Consider the following 22719-nt stretch of genomic DNA (forward strand, 5'->3'; position numbering starts at 1 on the left):
TAAACTTCTTCTTATTTTTGTTTAAATTTATGAGAAATTTTTAAGTCAACTACATAAATAAATTATTCATACTTGAGCTTATTTAAACAGGGAAGATATTCTGGCTATTTACGGCCTATTTCATACATAATTGACTTAAGTATTATAAACACCTTAGCGGTATTATATCTTTTAGAAAAAACAAATTCTTTGGTGTTTGTTGTTTTTATATCGTTGGGTTGGATGCTTATATCTATCTATTCTAAATTTTATGAAGTATATAGATATACAAGACCAGTTGATATTCTATCGCTTGTTTTTAGACAAGCAATCCTATTTCTGCTGTTTATTTTTGCCTTTTCTGGACTATACCACGAGTTAAAAATTTACCCGAAACCAATTGTAAAATATACAATAGCGAGTTTTATTCTAATAAGTATATTCAAGTTTATGGTGTATTATCTATTGCAGCGCTATAGAATTTCATTTGGTGGTAACTATAGAAACACCGTAATATTTGGTGTGAATAAAAAGACTATTGCGTTAAAAAGCTTTTTTAATGAAAATCCAGAGTACGGATATTCATATAAGAAGACATTTAATTTCAAAGAAAAAGAAGACTCCCTTGTTCAGGCTTTTAACTATATCCTACAAGAAGGAATTGATGAAATTTACTGTTCCATTTCCGAATTAACAAATGCCCAAATTGCAGATATAGTTGATTTTGCTGACAACAACCTGAAAATACTAAAGTTTATTCCAGATAGTAAAGAGATTTATTCCAAGAAACTACGTTACGAGTACTATGATTACATTCCTGTTTTAACTTTACGCACAATACCTTTAGAAGACTCTGTGAATATGATTATAAAACGAAGTTTTGACATTTTGTTTTCAAGCTTTATAATTATTTTTGTTTTGTCTTGGTTAACTCCTATTATAGCAATATTAATAAAGCTAGAATCAAAAGGGCCAGTTTTTTTTAAGCAATCTCGAAATGGTTTTAATTATAAAGAGTTCGATTGTTACAAATTTAGGTCAATGACTCCAAACAAAGATGCAGACCTATATCAAGTAACAAGAGGAGATCACCGTATTACTAAAATTGGTAAATTTCTTAGAAAAACAAGTATTGATGAGCTACCTCAATTTTTTAATGTTTTGTTTGGAGATATGTCTGTTGTAGGTCCTAGACCTCATATGGTTAGTCATACCCACATGTATGCTAAAAAAATAGATAAGTTTATGGTTAGACATTTTGTTAAACCAGGAATTACGGGCTTAGCACAAGTTAGTGGTTACAGAGGAGAAGTGGAAACAGATAAAGACATTATAGGAAGAGTAAAGTTAGACATATTTTATATAGAAAATTGGTCACTACTTTTAGATTTAAAAATAATCGCACAAACATTTATAAATGCAGTTAAAGGAGAGGATAAAGCTTACTAGAGAATCTCTAATAATTTTTCAATTTGTGCTCTAAAATCAAAATTTTTAAAAGCTGTCTTTTGAATCTCTCTTTTTCTTTCAGTATTTAAATCAGTTATTTTGATTTTAGTCAAAACACTATTTAAATCAGAATAATTTCCAGCTTGAGCCACCCACCCAAGATTGTAATTGTTAATTATATTCTCACCTTCACCACCACCAAAATAAAGCATAGGAAGCCCCAGTTTTGCATATTCAAAAATTTTGGAAGGAACAGATCCATAAATTCTGTTAAGTAAAGGAATGATGGTTATATCATATTGTAATAATACCATGTGTAGATCTTTTCTATCCACTCTGCCATAGAAATATATGGGTAAATCTTTATTCTGCTCAATATATGTAACAATTTGCTCTTCTTCTGCTCCTGAACCGTATATATGAAGCTCAATGTTTTCATAGTTTAACTTTTTACAGAGCTCCAAAATACCCTGAGCAAAACCCAATAATCCCGCATAAACAATTTTTAATGTATCACCTTCCTTTTTTTCTGAATCTTCCAATTTTGGCGGAATGATATCAGGGAAATTCCTATATAGAAACAAGTCTGGTTTAGTTGTTATAGTTTTAACGTGGCCTAAAATCTCATTGCTTTGTCCTAAAATTAAGTCTGCAGATTTGTAATTAAATTTTTCAAGTTTTTGAAGTAATCGATAGCTGAAATTTTTTTTGAGTGCACCTAGCTCAAATCCTGCGCTTGGCCATAAATCACTAACGTTTAAAATAAGTTTTCTTCTTTTTGAACGTAATAAAAGCATACATGTAAAGGCTACAAGTAGAGGTGGAGATTGTACTAAAACTCTATTAGGAAGCTTATGCCATAAAAAGTACCAACTAAGGCTTAGGCTATAGGAAAGCATAGCAAAAAGGCGTAAAAACTTATTCTTAGATTTACTAGCGTATAACCATAATCTAATAACATTTACACCATCTTCATGAGAGGTGTTGCTGAATCTGCCTTTGTATTCAGAAAATATTTTACCTGTAGGGTAATTTGGCAAAGGCGTAATGACAGAGACATCATACTCATCTTTTAAAGCATTAGCAAGATGGTGAATTCTATTTGAAGCAGCACCAATTTCAGGAGGATAGTAACTTGTAATAATGGTGAGTTTCTCCATTACAAATTATAAATTTTTATAATTTCTTCTATTATTCTTTCCGAAGCTTTTCCATCCCATAATTCTGGATAAGCACCCTTTTTCCAGTTACCATCAAATAGTTTTTCAAAAGATTTTTTAATTTTTTCAATTGAAGAACCTACTAAAACATTGGTACCGATGTCACAAGTTTCTGGCCTTTCGGTTGAGTTTCTAAAAGTCATACATGGCACATTTAGCATAGTAGCTTCTTCTGTAATACCACCAGAATCGGTTAAAACTGCAAAGGCATGTTTTACCAGATAGTTAAACTCAAGATAGCTTAGAGGCTCTACAAAATGAAGATTTTCAAAGTTAATGTCAAGAGTATCTAATATTTTTTTAGTTCTTGGGTGTACGGGAAAAATAATGGGTTTATTTCTGCTGGAGGTAATAATTTCATTTAGCATATTTTTGAAATGAGACTCTTCATCAACGTTGCTTGGTCTATGTAATGTTAAAACAAAATAATCTTTAGATTTTAAATTTAGCTCTTGCCAAGCTTTAGGTTGTCTAAAGTCTTTTTCTTTGCTCAAAAGCGTATCTATCATTACATTTCCTACAAAGAAGATTTGTTTTTCATTAATGCCTAATTGCATTAAATTATTATTGGCCAGTTTAGACGTGGTAAAGAAATAATCGGTTATACTATCGGTTACCATTCTATTGATTTCTTCGGGCATTTTTAAGTCACCAGAGCGTATACCAGCTTCTACATGTGCGACCTTAATATGTAGCTTCTTTGCTACGATAGAACAAGCCATTGTTGAGGTAACATCGCCAACAACAATTACCAAGTCAGTAGGAAATGCCTGAAGTTCTTTTTCAAAGCCAATCATTATTGCTGCAGTTTGCTCGGCTTGAGTTCCGCTTCCAACGTTAAGATTTACATTTGGATCTGGTATAGATAATTCATCAAAAAATGTAGCACTTAACTTTTTATCGTAATGTTGGCCAGTATGCACCAAACGATAGTTTAAATCATAACCTTCATTTTTTTTCTTTTCAATTTCTTTAATAATAGGTGCAATCTTTATAAAATTTGGTCGTGCACCTGCTACTATAGTTATTTGCATAATTTGTTTTAAAGTTTTGACGAAAACTGCTTTAGCTTTCCAGATTTTGATCTGTTCAATTTGTTTACGCGATTAAAGATAACCTTTATACCAGACTCTAAATAACGCTCCATTTCTTTTGTAATAAACTTTTGCCTTTCCTCAGAAAGGGCATTATTACTCACGTAAGATATCTCAAAAGTATCTATTGTCTTTTGCTCAACAACAAACTCAGACACATTGCCATCATTTTCAATAACACTTTTGGTAATGTAGTAGAATGTTAGTCCGGCCGCAGTTTTACCACTCGGTAAAACAGCAATATCATTGGTCCTGCCAATTAATTTTTTTAAGATTGGTTTATTTGGTGTGCTTTGTTCGGATAGGATGCCTACATCTCCCAAGTCATAGCGAATAAAAGGATGCGCTTTATTGTAAAGTGATGTAATAACAATTCGACCTTCTTTACCGTTTGGCAACACGGTATTGTTTTCATCTAAAATTTCAACAAACAAAGTATCATTGTTTACTTGCCATTGGTCTTTTGGATTTTGAAAAGCAATTAAATCAAGTTCAGAAGCGCCATATTCATTCACTACTGGCACTCCAAATTGCGTTTCTAAAAGTATTTTGTCTTCATCAAATAACATTTCTGAAGTTACAACACAAACTTTCAGACTTTGGCAGATTGTTTTTAAAACAACATTTTTCCGTTTTAAAAATTTTGCAAATTGTACAATAGAACTTGTGTAACCATTGATATAATCAAAGTTAGTTGATTTGAATTTTGATAGTACGTTTTCAAAAGCTCTGTCACTTAAATCAAAAACTGAAAACCGATACCTGTTGCCAAACCAATCCTTTAAACGCTCTTTGTAATACCCCTTTTTATCCAGAGGGATACCGTAAAACCTAGCCTGTTTAGAAGTGTTAAATTCTATATCAAACCAACCGAAACGATTCATTATTTCAGCCCAAGTTAAAGCGTGACACCATTTGTCTTTTGCAAAAATAAAAGGGTCGCCCGAGCTACCAGAGGTTTTGTTTACATATACATTTTTGGTTGTGTAACCATTAGAAAGACGCTTTTCAAGAGGTTGCTGTAAATGACGTTTGGTCATAACCGGAACTGACTCCCAATTATTTATATCTATTGATTTTCCGAAGTTTTTATAGAAAGCATTCTGTTTTAAGTGATAAGAAACAATCTCTTTTTTCTGATTTTCGATATAGGTGATAAAATCTTCATCAGACTGTGATTGAATTTTAGACAACGCTTCTTTTGCTTTGTCTATTTCAAAGCCATTAAACTTTAATGAAAAATCAAAAAGTCGCAATGTGTGTTTTACGATTAAGGTTTCCGTAAATTAATTGTTTTTTAAGGTCAAAACCAATTATTTTTGCCCAAACAAAACACAATCATGAATATTTTAGTCTTAGGATCTGGAGGAAGAGAACATACATTTGCATGGAAAATTGCACAAAGTAATCACTGCAAAAACCTATTTGTTGCACCAGGAAATTCTGGTACTCAGGCTATTGCTACTAACTTAGATATTTCGGTAACCGATTTTGAGGCTATTAAAGAAGCGGTAATTCAAAACAATATAGAAATAGTTGTTGTTGGTCCAGAAGATCCTTTGGTACAGGGAGTTCATGATTTCTTTTTACAAGATGAAGCGCTTAAGAATATCGTAGTTATTGGACCGCAAAAAGCAGCTGCTGAGCTAGAAGGTAGTAAAGAGTTTGCCAAAGAATTTATGATGCGCCACAATATTCCTACAGCAGCTTATCAAAGTTTTACTAAAGATAACGTAGAAGAAGGCTATAAATTTTTAGAAACCTTAAATGCACCTTACGTTTTAAAAGCTGATGGATTAGCGGCAGGAAAAGGGGTTTTAATTTTAAACGACCTAGAAGAAGCAAAAACCGAATTAAAAAATATGCTTGTCGATGCCAAATTTGGTAACGCAAGTACCAAAGTGGTTATTGAAGAATTCTTAGATGGTATTGAGTTGAGTTGTTTTGTACTTACAGATGGAAAAGACTATAAGATTTTACCAACGGCAAAAGATTATAAACGAATAGGAGAAGGAGATACAGGCTTAAATACAGGTGGAATGGGAGCTGTGTCTCCAGTACCATTTGCTACAGAAGATTTTTTTAATAAAATTGAAAATCAGATTGTAAAACCTACGGTAGAAGGTTTACAAAAAGATAATCTACCTTATGTAGGATTTATTTTTATTGGCTTAATAAAAGTAGGAGATGACCCAAAAGTTATTGAATATAATGTACGAATGGGAGATCCTGAAACTGAAGCGGTTTTGCCACGATTGAAAACGGATATGGTTCAGATTTTTAAAGCCATGGGTAATCAAACGCTTTCTAGTATCGATATAGAAATTGATAATAGAGCAGCAACAACTATTGTTATGGTATCTGGTGGTTATCCAGAAGCTTATGAAAAAGGTAAAGAAATTACAGGGATTGAAACCATCGAAGATTCAATAGTTTTTCATGCAGGAGCAAAGTTTCAAGATGATAAAGTTGTAACTTCTGGTGGACGTGTATTGGCAATTACATCGTATGGTGAAACGTACCAAGAGGCCATAAAAAAATCTTACCAAAGTATAGAAAAACTACATTTTGATAAGATGTATTATCGTAAAGATATCGGTTTCGACTTATAAATACGAGTGAGAAGATATGCTTTTGTCTTCTTCGTTGTTGTCGTTGTATTTTTTTAACTGAAGCATCCAATAAACGAATGCTACAAAGCCTACGGCCATAAAAATCCAAGACATAAAGTTGGCACCAAACCAGCTTTCTAACTCTAATTTTCTTAGAGCATCTAATGGAGCAAATAAGACATCAACAAATAAATCTCGTATTGCGTAAAAGAAATCCTTCATAACTTTTATAAATTTACGAAGCAAAAATACAAAAAGAGTTAATGATTACAAGCATTTTTAGTAAATCTAAACCTATAAACTTTATTATAGTTGCGGTTCTGGTCATTTTTGTTTTTGTGACTACCTACTATAATCAGCTGTTTTATGACTTTAGTAGCGCTTTATCTATGCTCTCTAAACTAGGAGTTGTACTCTTTTTAATTTTCTTATTAGATTTTATAGTCTCTAAAAATAAGCTTACCCAAAACAATAGCTATGCTATAATGGTTCTTGGATTACTTTTTTTTATGTTTCCAGGAGCTATGAGGTATTCAGATCTATTATTTGCGGGTTTGTTTAATCTTTTTGCTTTAAGAAGACTTATAAACTTACACTCTAAAATAGACATAAAGAAAAAACTTTTTGATGCTGCTTTTTGGATAGGTTTAGCAACACTGTTTTACTTTTGGTCAATTCTGTTTTTTGCACTTGTAATTGTAGCATTGATTTATTATTCGCAGAATGATTTAAAAAATGTAATTATTCCTTTCGTAGGCCTTTTAACGATTTTAATACTTTTTGTAGCCTTCAATATTTTATTTCACGATACCTTCTTTAAACCTGATGATTTTAATCGTTTTTCAAGTTTAGACTTAACACCTTACAACACAAAATCGAGTATCATTAAACTAACGGTTTTAGCAACGCTACATATTTGGATATTGGTTTATTTCTTTAGGATTATTCCAGATAAAAACAAGAAGCTAAAACCTACGTATTTTATAATAGCTTGGGCTTCCATTATTGCAGTTTTGGTGGCTATCATTGCTCCCGAAAAAAATGGTAGCGAATTTATATTCTTGTTTGTGCCATTTTCTATAATGATGGCAAACTATGTTGAAGTTATTTCAGAACGTTGGTTTAAAGAAGTGTTTGTAGCCTTACTTATTATTACGCCATTACTAACCTTATTGTTGTAGTTTGTTTCCAAAAGCTAAATCGCCAGCATCTCCTAAACCAGGAACAATGTAACCTTTTTCGTTAAGCTTTTGATCTACATCTGCTATCCATAAGTGTGCATCTTCATTAAAGTGATTAGATACAAAATCCACACCTTCCTGTGCGCCAATAACACTTACCAAATGTATATCTTTTGGAGTGCCAAAAGGTTTAAGTGCTTCGTAAGTTGCTACCATAGATTGTCCAGTTGCCAACATAGGGTCCGCAAGAATTAAGGTTTTGCCTTCTAAACTTGGACAGGCTAAATATTCAACAATGATTTCAAAACTTTCAGGATTGTGTTTATGATGTCTGTAAGCTGAAATGAATGCGTTTTCTGCTGCATCAAAATAGTTCAATAAGCCATTATGTAAAGGGACACCAGCTCTTAAAATAGAACATAACACAATGTCATTTTTATACAAAGTAGTGTTGTGATTTCCGAGAGGTGTTTCTGTTTGATGTTTTTCAAAATAAAGCGATTTGCTTAATTCATAACCTAAAACTTCACCAATACGTTCAATATTTCGTCTGAAGCGCATGCGGTCATTTTGAATGCTCACATCTCTAATTTCAGACATAAAAGTATTTAAAATTGAAGGCGTTTCAGAAAGGTTATGAATTTGCATAATGATGTGTTTTTCTTGAATGGCTAAGTTAATAATTCAAAGTATATTTGCATATTCAAACTAAATAATTCGATATGTTTTCAGATAAAGCAAACAGTATATTTCAAGATGTTATTAAAACCTATAAAGTTTTAAATACGGTAGAACAACCTTTTACAAATAAGTATGATAAAAATGAAGATGTAATTGCTCATTTGTTATACAGAAAATGTTGGATAGATACAGTACAGTGGGCTTATGAAGACATTATTAGAGACCCAAATATCGATCCTGTTGCGGCATTAAAATTAAAGCGTATGATTGATGCTTCTAACCAAGACAGAACCGATACAGTTGAATATATTGATAGCTACTTCTTAGACAAATACAAAGATGTTGCTGTAAAAGCAGATGCTAAAATTAACTCAGAAAGTCCTGCTTGGGCTATAGACAGACTATCTATTTTGGCATTAAAAATCTATCACATGCATTTAGAAACTGTGAGAGAAGATGCTACCGAAGATCATAAAGCAGCTTGCCAAATGAAATTAGACGTTTTACTAGAGCAACGTACAGATTTGAGCACTGCAATTGACGATTTATTAACTGATATAGCGAACGGAGATAAGTACATGAAAGTTTACAAACAAATGAAAATGTACAATGACGATGAGCTTAATCCTGTTTTAAGAGGACAAAAATAAATTCATTAAAGAGAGAATTGTCAGTCTGAGCGCAGTCGATACCAAAGTATACTTCTAACTTAAAAAGCACTTCGACTGCGCTCAGTGTGACAGTTTTTTATGCAAAAACCCACTCACATACTCGTCATAAGATTTTCGGCAATGGGAGACGTTGCTATGACAGTGCCTGTATTGCGTGCATTAACATTACAACATCCACAAGTAAAAGTAACCGTTGTTACCAGAGCGTTTTTTAAACCTTTTTTTGAAGGTATTCCAAATGTTGAGGTTTATGTGGCTGATTTAAAAGGCAAACACAAAGGCGTTTTAGGGCTTTATAAACTATCAAAAGAACTTAGAACGTTAGGCTTTGATGTTATTGCAGATTTACACAACGTTTTACGAAGTAAAATTTTGAAACTGTTTTTCTTCGGGAAAAAAGTAATCCAGATTGATAAAGGTAGAGCAGAGAAAAAAGCTTTAGTTTCAGGTGAAGTGGTAAAACAACTAAAAACCACGCATCAACGCTATGCAGATGTGTTTAAAGCATTAGGGTTTCCAGTCGATTTATCACAGCCAAAATTTCCAAAAGCAAAACCTTTAAGCAAAGCAGTTTTAGATTTAGGTATTAACAGCAATGAAACTTTAGTAGGTATTGCACCATTTGCTGCACATAGTAGTAAAATGTATCCACTAGAGAACATGGAAATGGTTATTTCGGAATTATCTATAGATTATAAGGTTATCTTATTTGGTGGAGGAGAACAAGAAATAGAAGTGCTTAATGCCTTTGAAGCGAAATATGATAATGTAGTTTCTGTTGCAGGAAAGCTAAATTTTGAAGATGAATTAGCGTTAATTTCAAATTTAAAATTGATGCTTGCTATGGATTCTGGGAATGGACATTTAGCTGCAATGTTTGGTGTAAAAGTAATTACGATTTGGGGAGTTACCCATCCTTTTGCTGGTTTTGTGCCGTTTAATCAACCTGAAGATTTTCAACTTACAGCAGATAGAAGCCAATATCCTAAAATCCCTACATCTATTTACGGCAATAAATATCCTGAAGCCTACGAAAACGCAGCAGGAAGTATTGCTGTTGAGACTATTGTTTCAAAAGTAAAGTCTGTAATTCCTACAAAGGCAGGAATCTAATATTTTACAGGTCTAAAATCTAAGCTTCTAAATTACACATCATCATAGTCCACAGTAACCGTAGCTGTTGTAGGATGCGCCTGGCAAGTTAATACCAAGCCTTCTGCAACTTCATTATCCGTAAGAATATTGTTTTGTCTCATTTTAGCTTCACCCTCAGTTAGGCGAGCAATACAGCTACTGCAAATACCACCTTGGCAAGAGTATGGTGCATCAATATCTTGTTTTAAAGTCGCTTCAAGAATAGATTGTTCTTTAGACATTTCAAATTCAAACTCTTCATCATCTACCAAGACTTTAACTTTGGTGTTTCCTGTTAAACCTTCAACATTATTTTCTTCTTCTGGTGCATCAGGAACTGTAAACAACTCGAAGAAAATGGATTTTTCCTTAATGTTGTTTTCAACTAAAGTATCCTTTACTGTATGAATCATAGCTTCTGGTCCACAAATGTAAAACGCATCAATAGTGACTTCTTTGTATTTATTTTTCACCATAAGATTTACCGTACTTCTTTCAATTCGGCCTAAAAGAGCTCCTTCCTCACGAGATTGACTGTATATAAAATGAACATGTAAGCGATTGCCGTATTGTGCTTGCATTTCTACCAAATCCTTAAAAAACATAGTGTCTTTAGAAGATTTGTTCCCGTAAATTAAAATAAAATTACTGAAGGGCTCTTCTTCAAGAAGTGTTTTAGCAATGCTTAGAACAGGAGTAATACCACTACCAGCAGCAAAAGCAGCAACAGTTCTAGATTTTGCTTCATTAGGCTCAAATACAAAACGGCCGTTAGGCTCAGCTACTTCAATAGTGTCTCCAGCTTTTAGTTGTGTATTGGCAAAAACCGAAAATGTACCACCATCAACCGATTTTACAGCAACGGTTAAATCACCACTGTTTTTTGACGCGCAAATAGAGTAGTCTCGACGAATTTCTTCGCCATTAATTGTAGTTTTTAAGGTAATATATTGTCCTGCGTTGAAAGCAAAATTAGCTTTTAAAGATTCAGGAATTTCAAAAGATATCGCTACAGCATGATCGGTAACTTTTTCTACGGATTTTATCTTTAGGGTATGAAATTGTGCCATTACTAATATTTTCTGCAAAAATAAGGAAGGAGTGTGGCATAGCACGAGAAATTAAGATTAAAATAATACCTAAAAAACTTATGCATAAGAAAATTATGTATATTTGTGTTGTTATGAGTAATTCAAAATTATATAAGGGGAGTTTAAATACCATCATTTTAAAGTTGTTAAATGAGCACGATAAAATGTACGGTTATGAAATAACCCAAAAGGTAAAAGAGCTCACTAAAGGAGAGCTAAAAATTACTGAAGGAGCATTATATCCTGCTTTACATAAGTTAGAAGCCCAAGGACTGTTGGATGTTGAGGTTGCTAAGGTTGATAACCGTTTGCGCAAATATTATAAACTCACAGAAAACGGCACCAAAGAAACTGCTAATAAACTTGAAGAATTAGCCGAATATATAAAGACCATGCAAACTTTGGTAAACCCTAAATTGGCTTAAAGATGAAGCTAACTAAAGAAAACATAAAGTTTATAGATACATATCTTGAAAACTCTAATATCATCCACATTGATATTCGAATGGAAATGCTAGATCATATAGCCTCAGTTATAGAAACAAAGATGGAAAATGGAGATAAAAGGGATTTCTATTTTATTTTTAAAGACTATATGGTTGATAATAAAAACAGTTTATTGAATAATAATAAATCATTTATTAAAGACACAGATAGACGTTTAACAAAAAGTATATTTCATGAGTTATTCAACTGGCCTTGTATACTTACTTTTTTTGCTTTGTATATACTGTTTCAAAATGTAAATAAAATATTTGGTATAAATAATTTTAGAAGTTGGCTTGCCGCTTTACCATTAATTGGTTTTGTAATTTTTGGCATTTATTACTACATAAAAGTAAAACGATCTAATTTAAGACGATTTTCTGCCCTAGAGCGGCTTGGATTAATATATGCTATGTCGTTTAATTTATTTCATTTATGTTGGAATGTAGCAGGCTTAAAAAGTACAAATACAAGCTTCGTACTTTATGTAATGACGAGTTTTGCACTTACTCTTTTAATTGCCATGACAATAGTTAGTAAAAAGATGATTTATGAGTTTCAAAATAGATTTAAGAGTTTAGCCTAAATATGAAAATAACAAAGGAACAAATACAACACGTAGATAATTACCTGAAAAACGAAGGAATAAAATTTTGGGATGTACGATTAGAAATGGTTGACCATTTAGTTTCTGATATGGAAAACTATTCTGGTTCAGCAGATTTTCAAACTGTATTTAGACAAAGTCTTATAAATGCTAATTGGTATAAAAATCTTAAAGAGATTAATGTTCAAAGTTGGAAATCTACCAACAAGTTATATAGAAAAAAGCATTTTACAGAAATGGTAAACTTGGTAAAGCAACCAAAATCTCTAATAGGTTTTGTGTTATTTTATTTGATTTTTAGCAGAGTAACGGTTGTTTTTTCAGAAGTATCGGAAACAATATCTTTAATAGTGTTAGCTGCACCTATTTTAATTCTCATTTATGAATCTGCAAAAGCATGGAGAAAAAAGCTGGGCAGATCCGTAAATATGCAATATGGTCTTTTCTATTTTTCTTTTGGTTTAATAATGATCAATCTACCGTTAGAGTTATTGCCAAAAGAATATTTGAATCTATTGTTACCCCTAATTATGACATTTTATTTGCTAATGATGACAGCTGGTTATAAGGTTTATATATATGCTTTTAATAAAGCTTTAAAATTAAAACATCTACTGTAGTGAAACTAACCGAATCTCAAATAGAAGACCTTTATGCTTTTACAAGAAAGCATTTTGTAGAACATTACGATTTACAAACAGAGTTAGTTGATCACTTGGCTAATGATATTGAGACGATGTGGCAAGACGAGCCTAAGTTAAGTTTTGAAGACGCCAGAGACAAAGCCTTTAAAAAGTTTGGGATTTTTGGTTTTATGGAAGCCATTGAGCAAAAGTCTAAAGCCATGAACAAACGTTACAGGAGTTACCTTTGGAAAGAGTTGAAAAAATGGTTTGAAATTCCTCAGATATTAGCAACCATAGTTTTGTTTCTAATTTTTTATGTTTCCTTCTCATCTAAAATAGCAGGAGTGCTTTCTGCAGTTTTTTATGGAATTATAGCTGTTTGGACTATTTATAAAAACGTTAGACTCAATAGACAGTTTGTAAGACGAAAAAAAATATCCAATAAAAAATGGATGCTTGAAGAGTTGATTTTTAAACAGGCAGGTGTAACCTCTTTAATTGTGTTGTCTCAGGTACATCATACTTTAGTTGTTTCGGACGAGTTCTCAATGAATATTTACGCTATAATAGGTCTTTCCGTAGTCTATACAATACTATTATTACTTAATTACATCAGCTTTGAGCTTATTCCTAATAAGGCTGAAGATTTGTTAAATGAAACCTATCCAGAGTTTTCTTTGTAACAAAAACAGTATTTTAGTTACTTACATATAAAACCAACCAAATATACTATGATAAAACAGTTTATCAACTTAGAGTGGAAACAGTATTTCCGCTCATCTTATTGGCAGAAAAGTATGGCATTAAACATTTTAATGGTGTTTTTAGCGCTGTATTTTATTGTGATATTTTCATTTATAGGTTTTGGTCTTTTGTTCCTTTTAAAAGAGACTTTCCCAGATCAAGATCCTTTTGTCGTGGCTAATGGATTTCTTTTTTTCTGGATTATTCTGGATTTACTCCTGCGTTTCTTTTTTCAAAAGTTGCCCGTAATGAGTGTAAAACCTCTACTGACGTTGCCTATTAAACGATCAACAGTAGTCCACTATGTTCTAGGAAAGTCTGCGCTATCGTTTTTCAACTTCTTACCATTGTTTGCAATAATCCCATTTAGTGTTATGCTTATTGGTGACGGATTTTCAACATCAATGGTATTAACATGGATGCTGACAATGATTATTCTGGTATTCATAAATAACTTTTTAAACTTCATTATTGAGGCACTTTCTGCTAAAACAGAATTATCTTTTTTACCCTTAATACTAGTTGTAGGATTGCTTTATGGTCTCAATTATTTTGAATTTGTGTCAATGACATCCCTCATTGGTGGTGCATTAATAGGTATTGCTAATAGTCCAGTGTTAATATTAATTCCATTGGTAATTTTAGCTTTATTATATGTCTATAATTTCAAGATTTTAAGAGAAAAACTTTTCCTAGATAGCTCATTGAAATCAAAGGTTGCAGAAGTTAAGGCTGCTGATTTATCTTGGACAAAACGATTTGGAAATATTGCGCCATTTATGCAATTAGATTTAAAACTCATTTGGAGAAATAAGCGTACTAAATCTTCTGTATTCATAATGGTTATAGGCTTACTTTATGGTTTGTTCTTTTATCCTCAACCTATGTATAAAGAAATGGTTTGGCTTTTTCCTTTTATAGGGATTTTTGTAACGGGAATTTTTCTTATCAACTTTGGGCAGTTTATTCCAGCTTGGGATAGTGGTTATTACAAGTTATTGATGAGTCAAAATATTAAATACGAACAATACTTACGTTCTAAATTTGTACTAATGGTACTCAGTGTTGGGATTATGTTTTTACTAAGTATTCCTTATGTTTACTTTGGTTGGAAGATATTGATAGCGCATTTTGCTGCAGCCATTTACAATATTGGTGTTAACTCACACGTCATGCTTTTTGGAGGTTCATTCAACCGAAAGAAAATAGACCTCAATCAGCGTGCAGCATTCAATTATCAAGGTACAGGAGCCGTACAATGGATTATAGGTCTACCACTTATGATTTTGCCAATGCTAATATTTGCGTTAATTAACTGGTTACTCGGATTTGAGGCAGGTATCGCAGCCTTAATAATACTTGGTGTTTTGGGAATCGTTTTACACAAAAAACTAATGAAAACGATAACAAAACGCTATTTAGATTCAAAATACAAAATGATTAGTGCCTTTAGTCAAGACAATTAATAACACAACCAACATCATGATATACACAAATAACCTTTCAAAAACATATAACGGAACTACAGTTCTAAACATTGAAGAATTATCCATACCAAAAGGTCAAAGTTTTGGTTTGGTAGGCAATAACGGAGCCGGAAAAACAACCTATTTCAGCTTGTTATTAGACCTTATTCAACCATCTACAGGCTTTATAAAAAGTAATGAGATAAAGGTTAATGAAAGCGAAGACTGGAAACCTTTTACATCCGCATTTATAGACGAAAGTTTCTTAATTGGCTACTTAACGGCTGAAGAGTATTTCTATTTTATAGGTGAATTACGAGGACAGAACAAAGCCGATGTAGATGCTTTAACGTCTCAGTTCGAAGATTTCTTTAATGGTGAAATTCTTGGGAAGAAAAAATACCTTAGAGACTTAAGTAAAGGTAACCAAAAGAAAGCAGGAATAGTTGCTGCATTGATAGGGAATCCTGAAGTCATTATTTTGGATGAACCTTTTGCTAATTTAGATCCTACGACTCAAATCCGTTTAAAGCAAATTATAAAAGATTTAGCAGAGAAACGAGGCGTTACGGTATTGGTGTCTAGTCACGATTTATTGCATGTTACTGACGTTTGCGAACGTATTGTAGTACTAGAAAAAGGTAATATTGTTAAAGATTTAGAAACAAATCCTGCGACTCTAAAAGAGCTTGAAGCACATTTCTCAAGCGGTATGATATCTCAGGAAGAAGAATAAATTATGATAGCTAGATTAGAAGACAATTTTTACAATCTATATAGTGATGACCAAACCTTGGTTGGACAAATAAAAATAGATGACAATTTTATTGAAACTGAAATTTTCATTAATGATAGGATCTATAACATAAAAAGAGACAAGTTAGCTTCAGTTGTTTTAGAAAACGACAAGGTTAAAGTTAACTTGAATCAAAAGTCTAATTTTGGAGCAATTGAAATTTCAGGGTCTGGACATAAAATAAAAGGAATTTCTAGCTATAAAGGTGGTACTAAACTTGTAGATAATCAAAACAAAACACTTGTCAAAATCAATAATGAGGATATCATTTTTGACAAAAAAAATTATGTTATCGATGTTTTAGATAAAAAGGTTGATGAGTTAGAGATTTTACTGGTATTGTATGCTCATTTACAAGGTTCAGCATTAAAAAACAAGTTAGCGTTTTTTGTTGGAGTTTTTATAGCTGTTGCAGTTTCCACAATCCTTTCTCGCATTATGTAGTGAATTTCTTATATATACTTTTTAGCGCCATTTCAGTCCTCGAAAAACCACGAAATTATCTCTAGAAATCAAAAAGATGTTTATTTTTACCGCAAACACACTAAAATCATAATATTTTAGTTATCTATTAACCAAATAGAACCAGCGTTGAAAACCTATTATAAAATCTTGTTAAGCCTTGGCAGCTGTATGCTAATCTTGCATAGTTGTTCTCGTAAAAAGGATACATTTATCAATAGAAATTTTCATGCCTTAGGTACAGAATACAACATTCTTTACAATGGTAATATTGCTTTAGATCGAGGTAAAGCAACTATTAACGACGAGTTTTCCGAAAATTTTTGGGAGTTACTTCCTGTGGAGCGTATGAGCATTCAGGAAGATGTTTTTCTGCCAGGTGAAACTAAAAATGCTGACTTTGAGCGTGCCGAAGAAAAAGCGATAAAAGCCATTCAAAAACACGGCATGAACATCGATGGTAAAGAGAAAAATCCTCAAATAGATGAAGCCTACCTCCTCTTAGGAAAAGCACGTTATTTTGATCAACGATTTGTGCCAGCACTAGCGGCTTTCAACAACATCTTGAATAAATATCCTACAAGTGATAAAATCAACAAAGTAAAAATTTGGCGCGAGAAGTCTAGCATTCGTTTAGATAACAATGTTGGTGCTCTAAAAAAGTTAAAGCGTTTACTTGAAGAGGAAGAGTTAGAAGATCAGGATTTGGCAGATGCTACAGCAGCAATGGCTCAAGCTTATCTCAACTTAAAACATCCAGATAGTGCCATTACACAATTGGGTATTGCAGCCGATTACACTAAAGTAAAAAACGAAAAAGCACGATACCATTACATAAGAGGTCAGCTTTTTAATCAATTCGGACAAAAGGATAGTGCCAATGTAGAATTCGATGCCATTATTGAAATGCATCGTCAGATTCCACGATCGTATTATATCAATGCGCATATTGAGCGTTCATTAAATTTCGACACGTCTACAGGTGATGTAGCTGAGTTTGAAGAATACCTAACTGAACTTGAAGAAAACAGGGAGAACAGACCTTTTTTAGATAAAATTTATTTCAGAATAGCAGAATATCATCGTATTAATACTTCTGATAGTTTGGCTGAAGTGTATTATAACAAATCACTAAGAAAAACCACAGCAGACAAATATCTAAAGTCTCTCAATTATGAAACTTTAGGTAATATGTATTTTGATCATAATATTTACAAAACTGCAGGCGACTATTATGATAGTACAATGACGGCTATGGTAAAAAACACAAAGCCATACCGAATCATAAAACGAAAAAGAGAAAATCTTGAGGATGTTATTTATTATGAAGGTATAGCACAAACTAATGATAGCATACTAAATATCATAAGCCTTCCTGAAGCTGAGCAATTAGAAATTTACACAAAATATGCTCAGAGCTTAAAGTTAAAAGCAGAGGAAGAAGCTGCTAAAAAAGAAGAGGATCTCAAAAGACAAAATAATAGTACTCCAACTAACAATACATTTAATAATAGAGATCTAGCAAATTCTAAGTTACCTACTGATATTAGGCAAACAAAATCCAATACACCAACAGGTGGTAGTAATTTTTATTTCTACAACCCAACAACAGTGGCTTACGGAAAAAATGAGTTTGTTAAACTTTGGGGAGATCGAAAGCTTCAAGATAATTGGAGGCTTTCAAATCAGCGTGAAGATATTGAGATTACAAGCGCGCAAGTAGGTGAAGAAACGGTGTCTTCAGAAGAAGATCCAAAATTCAATGCCCAAACCTATTTGGCATCTTTACCAACTAAGCAAAGCGAAATAGATAGCATTGTAAAAGAAAGAAATTATGCATATTACCAACTAGGTATTATCTATAAAGAGAAGTTTAGAGAGTATGAATTAGCAAAAAACAAGCTAGAAACACTTTTAATAAACAAGCCTGAAGCCCGATTAATTTTACCATCTAAATACAACTTATATCAAATTTATTCTGGATTAGGCTTAGACAGATCGGCTCTAACCGTAAAGGAAGATATTATTAAAAATTATCCAGAATCACGTTACGCAGAGATTTTACTGAATCCGCAGTCCGAACTTTCAAAAGACGAAAATAGTCCAGAGGCTATTTATGAAAAACTCTATGCGCAATTTGAAAAAGAGCAATACGCTGAGGTTATTACAGGAGCTGAAAAGCAAATAAAACGATTTGAAGGTGATGATATCGTTGCCAAGTTTGAAATACTAAAAGCATCAGCAAAAGGAAGATTATATGGTTTTGAAGCTTACAGAGAAGGAGTAAACTACATAGCATTAACATATCCAAATACAGAAGAAGGCAAAAAAGCACAAGAGCTGTTGCAGGACGCAATTCCGGTTTTGGCTAAGAAAGAGTTTTTAGCAGATGATAAAGCTCAAAAATTTAATGTGATATATCAATTTGATAACAATACAGACGAAGATATTGATAAATTTATTAAGATCTTAGACGAAGAAGTTGCCAAAGTTGATTATTTTGACCTAACAACATCTAAGGATATTTATGATGAAAATACTACATTTGTAGTAGTTCATGGTCTTAAGAGTATTGAAGGTGCCAATGGCTTTGCGCAAATACTTCAATCCGAAGAAAAGGACAAAAGAGGAAGAAAAGTAAAACCAAAAATAACAAAACCGTATTTTGCTATTTCCTCAACGAATTATGCTATTATTCAACGACATAAAAATTTAAATGCTTATTTGAAATTACAGTAATTTAAAACAAAAGAATTATCATGTTTTCTCCAGACAAAAAAAAACAAAACAAACTATCAATTATGGAAACAAGTACACAACAGAACATAATAGCACAAGGCACAAAAATAGTAGGTGATATAGCAAGCCAAGGACCATTTAGAATCGATGGCACTGTTGAAGGTAATGTAAAAACCTCTGGAAAGATAGTTGTTGGTAAATCTGGTTTTATAAAAGGAACACTTCAAGGAGAAAACGCAGATTTTGAAGGTAAGTTTTCAGGAAAATTAATCTTGTCAGGTACACTTTCACTAAAGTCTACCGCACACATTGAAGGTGAAGTACATATCACTAAACTTGCTGTTGAACCAGGAGCAACATTTAATGCCACCTGTAGTATGAAAGGCACCGTTAAATCATTATCTAGTGAGTCAGCCAAATCAGAACAAGCAGCCCAAGCCCAAGCCAAATAACAAACCCAATAAGTTTCTAAGATTTACTTCTGTAGCTTTTCAAATGGGAGGCACCATTTTTCTTGGAAATTATTTAGGGCAATGGTTAGATGAAAAATATGATAAAGATTTTTGGGAGTCTACAGTAACACTTATTTCAGTATTTATTTCGATGTATTTAGTAATTTCCCAAGTCATTAAAGTGTCTAAAGACGATGATTAAATCTCTATTGGTTTACACTGTTTCTTTTGGGGTTTTGTTTTTAATAGTTCAGTTTTCCCAAGAAGCAATGCTCAACAGTTCGGAAATTCTATTAAGATACAAAACTTGGGATACCAACTTGTTTTTCGCCGTTGCGTCACTAATCATTTGTGTACATTTTAAGTTATTTTCACAAATAAAAAACCTTCAACCGCAGCTAGGATTTATCTATTTACCCACACTATTTATTAAAGGTGCGCTATTTTATTTTGCGTTTAAAGATTCTGTTTTCAATTTAGGTGATTTAAACATGGCAGAGCGATTAAACCTGCTAATTCCATTGCTCTCATTTCTAGGATTAGAGGTGTTTTTTGTCGTTAAAATCATTAATAAAAAAGTCACATGAATAATAAGATAAAAAAGGCATTGTTATTTTAATAAAATGCGTACTTTTGCACGGAATTTGAAAAGAGTGGTTTTTTTGATTTTATAACAATGAAGATATTTCAACAAAGTTTTAAATTTATAACACTTGCAGTTTTAGTGTTCTTGTCAACATCTATTTACGCTAAATCTTCTAACGAAGGTGAAGGTCAAGTAAGTACAAAAAAGGAAGTAGAAGAATATATTTTACATCATATTCAAGACTCTCACGATTTTTCGCTTTTTTCTTATACTAATGACGAAGGTGAGAGAAAACACTTCGGATTCCCACTTCCAGTTATTCTTTGGACATCGGAAGGTTTAGTAACTTTTATGTCTTCTGAATTTCATCATAATGACGATGGTCACGTAATCGTTGAAAAAGATGGTCAAAAATTCGCTAAAATCCATAGTAAAATATACGAGCTAGAATCAGGGGCTTCAGAGGTGAGTTTTGATGAAGATCACCATGCGAAAAACGCTCACAAAGTTTTAGATTTCTCAATAACTAAAAGTGTTGTTGGTGTGTTGTTTGTTGGTTTGTTGATGTTTTTCTGGTTTTCAAGATTGGCAAAACAATACAAAAACAAGCAAATACCTACAGGTTTTGGACGTGTTTTAGAACCATTGGTAATTTATGTTAGAGACGAAATAGCAAGACCAAATATTGGAGATAAACATTACAGAAAGTTTACGGGATATTTATTAACGGTATTCTTTTTTATCTGGATATTAAACTTAATGGGCCTTACTCCTTTTGGTTTTAATGTTACAGGTCAGTTAGCGGTAACAGCATGTTTAGCTATCTTTACTTTAGTTATTTATACAGTAAGTGGAAATAAAGATTACTGGATGCACATGTTATGGATGCCAGGTGTACCGGTTTTAATCAGACCTGTTTTAGCTATTATAGAATTAGCAGGTGCGTTCTTAATTAAGCCATTCTCATTATTAGTGCGTTTGTTTGCTAACATTTCTGCAGGTCATATTGTAGTAATGAGCTTAATAGCAATCATGTTTACATTAAAAGATACATTAACTGTAGCGGGTGCAACAGGCTTGTCTTTAGTGTTGTCATTTTTTATCACATTAATCGAAGTTCTTGTAGCATTTTTACAAGCTTATATATTTACTATGCTTTCAGCTTTATTTATTGGTATGGCTGTAGCAGAGCACGACCATGAACATGAACATGATGAAAATGGTCATGAAATTCCTGATGCGGAAGACGTAAGAGAGAATTTCATTTGAAGATGAGTTTTTTTAATTTAACTATATAAATTTATTTACTATGTACAATTTAATTGGAGCGGGTTTAATCGTAATCGGAGCAGGTATTGGTCTTGGTCAAATCGGTGGTAAAGCAATGGAAGGTATTGCTCGTCAACCAGAAGCAACAGGAAAAATCCAAACAGCTATGATTATCATTGCTGCACTTTTAGAAGGTTTAGCATTTGGTGCTTTATTCTTAGGAAAATAAGAATCAAATCAAAATTTACAAAAACACTATCCTGTAACGGTTGGTTGCAGGACGTGTTTTTAAATTAAAAAAAGAAAGACATTATTTAATTATATACAACAATGGATAAGTTATTAAACGATTTTTCACCAGGCTTATTTGTAGTGCAAACTATATTGTTATTGCTTTTAATATTCTTAATGGTGAAGTTTGCTTGGAAACCTATTCTTAATTCGTTAAACGAAAGAGAAGAAGGAATTCAAGGAGCTTTAGATGCTGCTGAGAATGCTAAAAAGGAAATGGAAAACCTACAAGCAGATAACCAAAAGTTATTGCAAGAAGCAAGATTAGAGCGCGAAACTATGCTTAAAGAAGCTAGAGAGCTTAAGACTAAGATGATTGCTGATGCTGAAGAAGAAGCGCAAGCACAAGCAGGTAAAATCATTGCTCAAGCACAAGAAGCTATTGAAAGTGAAAAGAAAGCAGCTATGGCAGAATTAAAAAGTCATGTTGCTGGATTATCATTAGACATTGCTGAAAAAGTAGTACGTGGAGAATTATCTAACAAAGACAAGCAAATACAATTGGTTGAGTCTATGTTAGGTGAAGCAACTTTAAACTAAGAATACATGTCAGGATCAAGAGCGGCAATACGATATGCTAAAGCGGTTTTAAACCTAGCAACAGATCAAAACTCTGCTGATGCTATTAATAGTGATATGAAATTAATCACTAATACATTAGCTGAAAGTGAAGATTTAAACCAAATGCTTCAAAGTCCTGTAGTAAGATCTTCAGATAAAAAAGCTGTATTAACATCTGTTTTTAAAAACATAAATGATTCTACAGTAAAATTAATAGATACTTTAATTTCAAATAAAAGATTGGCAATTCTTGGTGATGTAGCTACTAGTTATATACACCTTTATGATGAAATGAAAGGTACGCAAGTAGCAACCGTTACAACAGCAATACCTTTAACAGCAGATCTTAAAACTAAAGTATTAGCAAAAGTAAAAGAACTTACAGGAAAAGAAGCTGAAGTAAATAACGTAGTTGATGAAAGCATCTTAGGTGGTTTCATTTTACGTGTTGGCGATATGCAGTACAATGCTAGTGTCGCAGACAAATTAAATAAGTTAAAAAGAGAATTTACATTAAACTAA

At 32.5% G+C, this 22719-nt stretch carries 26 protein-coding genes; 20 read left to right on the top strand and 6 right to left on the bottom strand.

Features of this window, described 5'->3' with window-relative positions:
• Positions 1-72 precede the first annotated feature (72 nt).
• Positions 73-1428 carry an undecaprenyl-phosphate glucose phosphotransferase gene (locus AC2H4K_RS07835; RefSeq protein ID WP_281140705.1) on the top strand — a complete coding sequence of 452 codons (1356 nt, stop codon included), beginning with the start codon at positions 73-75 and terminating at the stop codon, positions 1426-1428.
• On the opposite strand, the gene AC2H4K_RS07840 is transcribed toward AC2H4K_RS07835, so the two are convergent.
• The 3 genes from AC2H4K_RS07840 to AC2H4K_RS07850 are packed head-to-tail and all read right to left on the bottom strand — an operon-like array spanning position 1425 to position 4998.
• Positions 1425-2588, bottom strand: a complete 1164-nt coding sequence (locus AC2H4K_RS07840) for a glycosyltransferase family 4 protein (RefSeq protein WP_281140704.1) — start codon at positions 2586-2588, stop codon at positions 1425-1427. The genes AC2H4K_RS07835 and AC2H4K_RS07840 overlap by 4 nt on opposite strands.
• On the bottom strand, positions 2588-3682 hold the full coding sequence (wecB, locus tag AC2H4K_RS07845) for a non-hydrolyzing UDP-N-acetylglucosamine 2-epimerase (protein WP_281140703.1): 1095 nt from the start codon (positions 3680-3682) through the stop codon (positions 2588-2590). The genes AC2H4K_RS07840 and wecB overlap by 1 nt, the downstream gene beginning before the upstream one ends.
• Before the next feature lie 8 nt (positions 3683-3690).
• Positions 3691-4998 carry a phenylacetate--CoA ligase family protein gene (locus tag AC2H4K_RS07850; RefSeq protein WP_493743026.1) on the bottom strand — a complete coding sequence of 436 codons (1308 nt, stop codon included), beginning with the start codon at positions 4996-4998 and terminating at the stop codon, positions 3691-3693.
• A gap of 84 nt (positions 4999-5082) precedes the next feature.
• Here AC2H4K_RS07850 and purD point away from each other — a divergent pair, with 84 nt between their 5' ends.
• Positions 5083-6354, top strand: a complete 1272-nt coding sequence (purD, locus tag AC2H4K_RS07855; RefSeq protein WP_493743027.1) for a phosphoribosylamine--glycine ligase — start codon at positions 5083-5085, stop codon at positions 6352-6354.
• Here the strand turns inward: purD and AC2H4K_RS07860 are convergent.
• Positions 6349-6576, bottom strand: coding sequence for a DUF6341 family protein (locus AC2H4K_RS07860; protein ID WP_281140700.1), 228 nt, complete (start codon positions 6574-6576; stop codon positions 6349-6351). The two genes, purD and AC2H4K_RS07860, sit on opposite strands and share 6 nt — an antisense overlap.
• 41 nt (positions 6577-6617) lie before the next feature.
• On the opposite strand from AC2H4K_RS07860, the gene AC2H4K_RS07865 reads away from it, so the two are divergent.
• Positions 6618-7535 carry a DUF6427 family protein gene (locus AC2H4K_RS07865; protein ID WP_281140699.1) on the top strand — a complete coding sequence of 306 codons (918 nt, stop codon included), beginning with the start codon at positions 6618-6620 and terminating at the stop codon, positions 7533-7535.
• On the opposite strand, the gene upp is transcribed toward AC2H4K_RS07865, so the two are convergent.
• Entirely contained in the window at positions 7524-8183 is a 660-nt protein-coding gene (upp, locus tag AC2H4K_RS07870) for a uracil phosphoribosyltransferase (protein ID WP_281140698.1), read from the bottom strand. The genes AC2H4K_RS07865 and upp overlap by 12 nt on opposite strands.
• A 74-nt stretch (positions 8184-8257) precedes the next feature.
• On the opposite strand from upp, the gene AC2H4K_RS07875 reads away from it, so the two are divergent.
• Positions 8258-8866 carry a DUF4254 domain-containing protein gene (locus AC2H4K_RS07875; RefSeq protein ID WP_281140697.1) on the top strand — a complete coding sequence of 203 codons (609 nt, stop codon included), beginning with the start codon at positions 8258-8260 and terminating at the stop codon, positions 8864-8866.
• Between the two features lie 99 nt (positions 8867-8965).
• The gene (locus AC2H4K_RS07880) at positions 8966-10000 is read left to right on the top strand and encodes a glycosyltransferase family 9 protein (protein ID WP_281140696.1); all 1035 of its coding nucleotides are present in this window, start codon (positions 8966-8968) and stop codon (positions 9998-10000) included.
• Between the two features lie 32 nt (positions 10001-10032).
• Here AC2H4K_RS07880 and AC2H4K_RS07885 read toward each other — a convergent pair whose 3' ends face one another.
• Positions 10033-11091 carry a ferredoxin--NADP reductase gene (locus AC2H4K_RS07885; protein WP_281140695.1) on the bottom strand — a complete coding sequence of 353 codons (1059 nt, stop codon included), beginning with the start codon at positions 11089-11091 and terminating at the stop codon, positions 10033-10035.
• 113 nt (positions 11092-11204) lie between these two features.
• On the opposite strand from AC2H4K_RS07885, the gene AC2H4K_RS07890 reads away from it, so the two are divergent.
• The 15 genes from AC2H4K_RS07890 to atpH all read left to right on the top strand — a co-directional run bounded on the left by AC2H4K_RS07890 (position 11205) and on the right by atpH (position 22719).
• Entirely contained in the window at positions 11205-11537 is a 333-nt protein-coding gene (locus AC2H4K_RS07890; RefSeq protein ID WP_281140694.1) for a PadR family transcriptional regulator, read from the top strand.
• A 2-nt stretch (positions 11538-11539) separates the two neighbouring features.
• Entirely contained in the window at positions 11540-12184 is a 645-nt protein-coding gene (locus tag AC2H4K_RS07895) for a hypothetical protein (protein ID WP_493743028.1), read from the top strand.
• A gap of 2 nt (positions 12185-12186) precedes the next feature.
• Complete coding sequence (locus AC2H4K_RS07900) at positions 12187-12825, top strand: hypothetical protein (RefSeq protein WP_281140692.1); 639 nt, start codon at positions 12187-12189, stop codon at positions 12823-12825.
• A complete protein-coding gene (locus tag AC2H4K_RS07905) occupies positions 12825-13514 on the top strand; it encodes a hypothetical protein (protein WP_281140691.1) in 690 nt (229 codons plus the stop codon). The genes AC2H4K_RS07900 and AC2H4K_RS07905 overlap by 1 nt, the downstream gene beginning before the upstream one ends.
• 48 nt (positions 13515-13562) lie before the next feature.
• Entirely contained in the window at positions 13563-15041 is a 1479-nt protein-coding gene (locus tag AC2H4K_RS07910; RefSeq protein WP_281140690.1) for a DUF5687 family protein, read from the top strand.
• A gap of 16 nt (positions 15042-15057) precedes the next feature.
• On the top strand, positions 15058-15777 hold the full coding sequence (locus tag AC2H4K_RS07915) for an ABC transporter ATP-binding protein (protein WP_281140689.1): 720 nt from the start codon (positions 15058-15060) through the stop codon (positions 15775-15777).
• Positions 15778-15780: 3 nt separating this feature from the next.
• The gene (locus AC2H4K_RS07920) at positions 15781-16281 is read left to right on the top strand and encodes a hypothetical protein (RefSeq protein WP_281140688.1); all 501 of its coding nucleotides are present in this window, start codon (positions 15781-15783) and stop codon (positions 16279-16281) included.
• Between the two features lie 189 nt (positions 16282-16470).
• On the top strand, positions 16471-19038 hold the full coding sequence (porW, locus tag AC2H4K_RS07925; RefSeq protein WP_493743029.1) for a type IX secretion system periplasmic lipoprotein PorW/SprE: 2568 nt from the start codon (positions 16471-16473) through the stop codon (positions 19036-19038).
• Between the two features lie 20 nt (positions 19039-19058).
• Positions 19059-19490 (top strand): bactofilin family protein, encoded by a 432-nt coding sequence (locus AC2H4K_RS07930; RefSeq protein ID WP_281140686.1) that lies wholly within the window; start codon positions 19059-19061, stop codon positions 19488-19490.
• Positions 19444-19692: an AtpZ/AtpI family protein gene (locus tag AC2H4K_RS07935; RefSeq protein ID WP_281140685.1), complete on the top strand. Its 249-nt coding sequence runs from the start codon at positions 19444-19446 to the stop codon at positions 19690-19692. Before AC2H4K_RS07930 ends, AC2H4K_RS07935 begins: the two co-directional genes overlap by 47 nt.
• Positions 19685-20077: a DUF6168 family protein gene (locus AC2H4K_RS07940; RefSeq protein WP_493743030.1), complete on the top strand. Its 393-nt coding sequence runs from the start codon at positions 19685-19687 to the stop codon at positions 20075-20077. Before AC2H4K_RS07935 ends, AC2H4K_RS07940 begins: the two co-directional genes overlap by 8 nt.
• An 89-nt stretch (positions 20078-20166) precedes the next feature.
• The gene (gene atpB / locus AC2H4K_RS07945) at positions 20167-21345 is read left to right on the top strand and encodes a F0F1 ATP synthase subunit A (protein WP_493743031.1); all 1179 of its coding nucleotides are present in this window, start codon (positions 20167-20169) and stop codon (positions 21343-21345) included.
• Between the two features lie 40 nt (positions 21346-21385).
• Positions 21386-21574: an ATP synthase F0 subunit C gene (atpE, locus tag AC2H4K_RS07950; RefSeq protein ID WP_013993139.1), complete on the top strand. Its 189-nt coding sequence runs from the start codon at positions 21386-21388 to the stop codon at positions 21572-21574.
• Positions 21575-21675: 101 nt separating this feature from the next.
• Positions 21676-22176 carry a F0F1 ATP synthase subunit B gene (locus AC2H4K_RS07955; protein ID WP_281140682.1) on the top strand — a complete coding sequence of 167 codons (501 nt, stop codon included), beginning with the start codon at positions 21676-21678 and terminating at the stop codon, positions 22174-22176.
• 6 nt (positions 22177-22182) lie between these two features.
• A complete protein-coding gene (gene atpH, locus AC2H4K_RS07960; RefSeq protein WP_493743032.1) occupies positions 22183-22719 on the top strand; it encodes an ATP synthase F1 subunit delta in 537 nt (178 codons plus the stop codon).

The sequence above is a fragment of the Winogradskyella sp. 266wxhm genome (genome assembly GCF_058964685.1).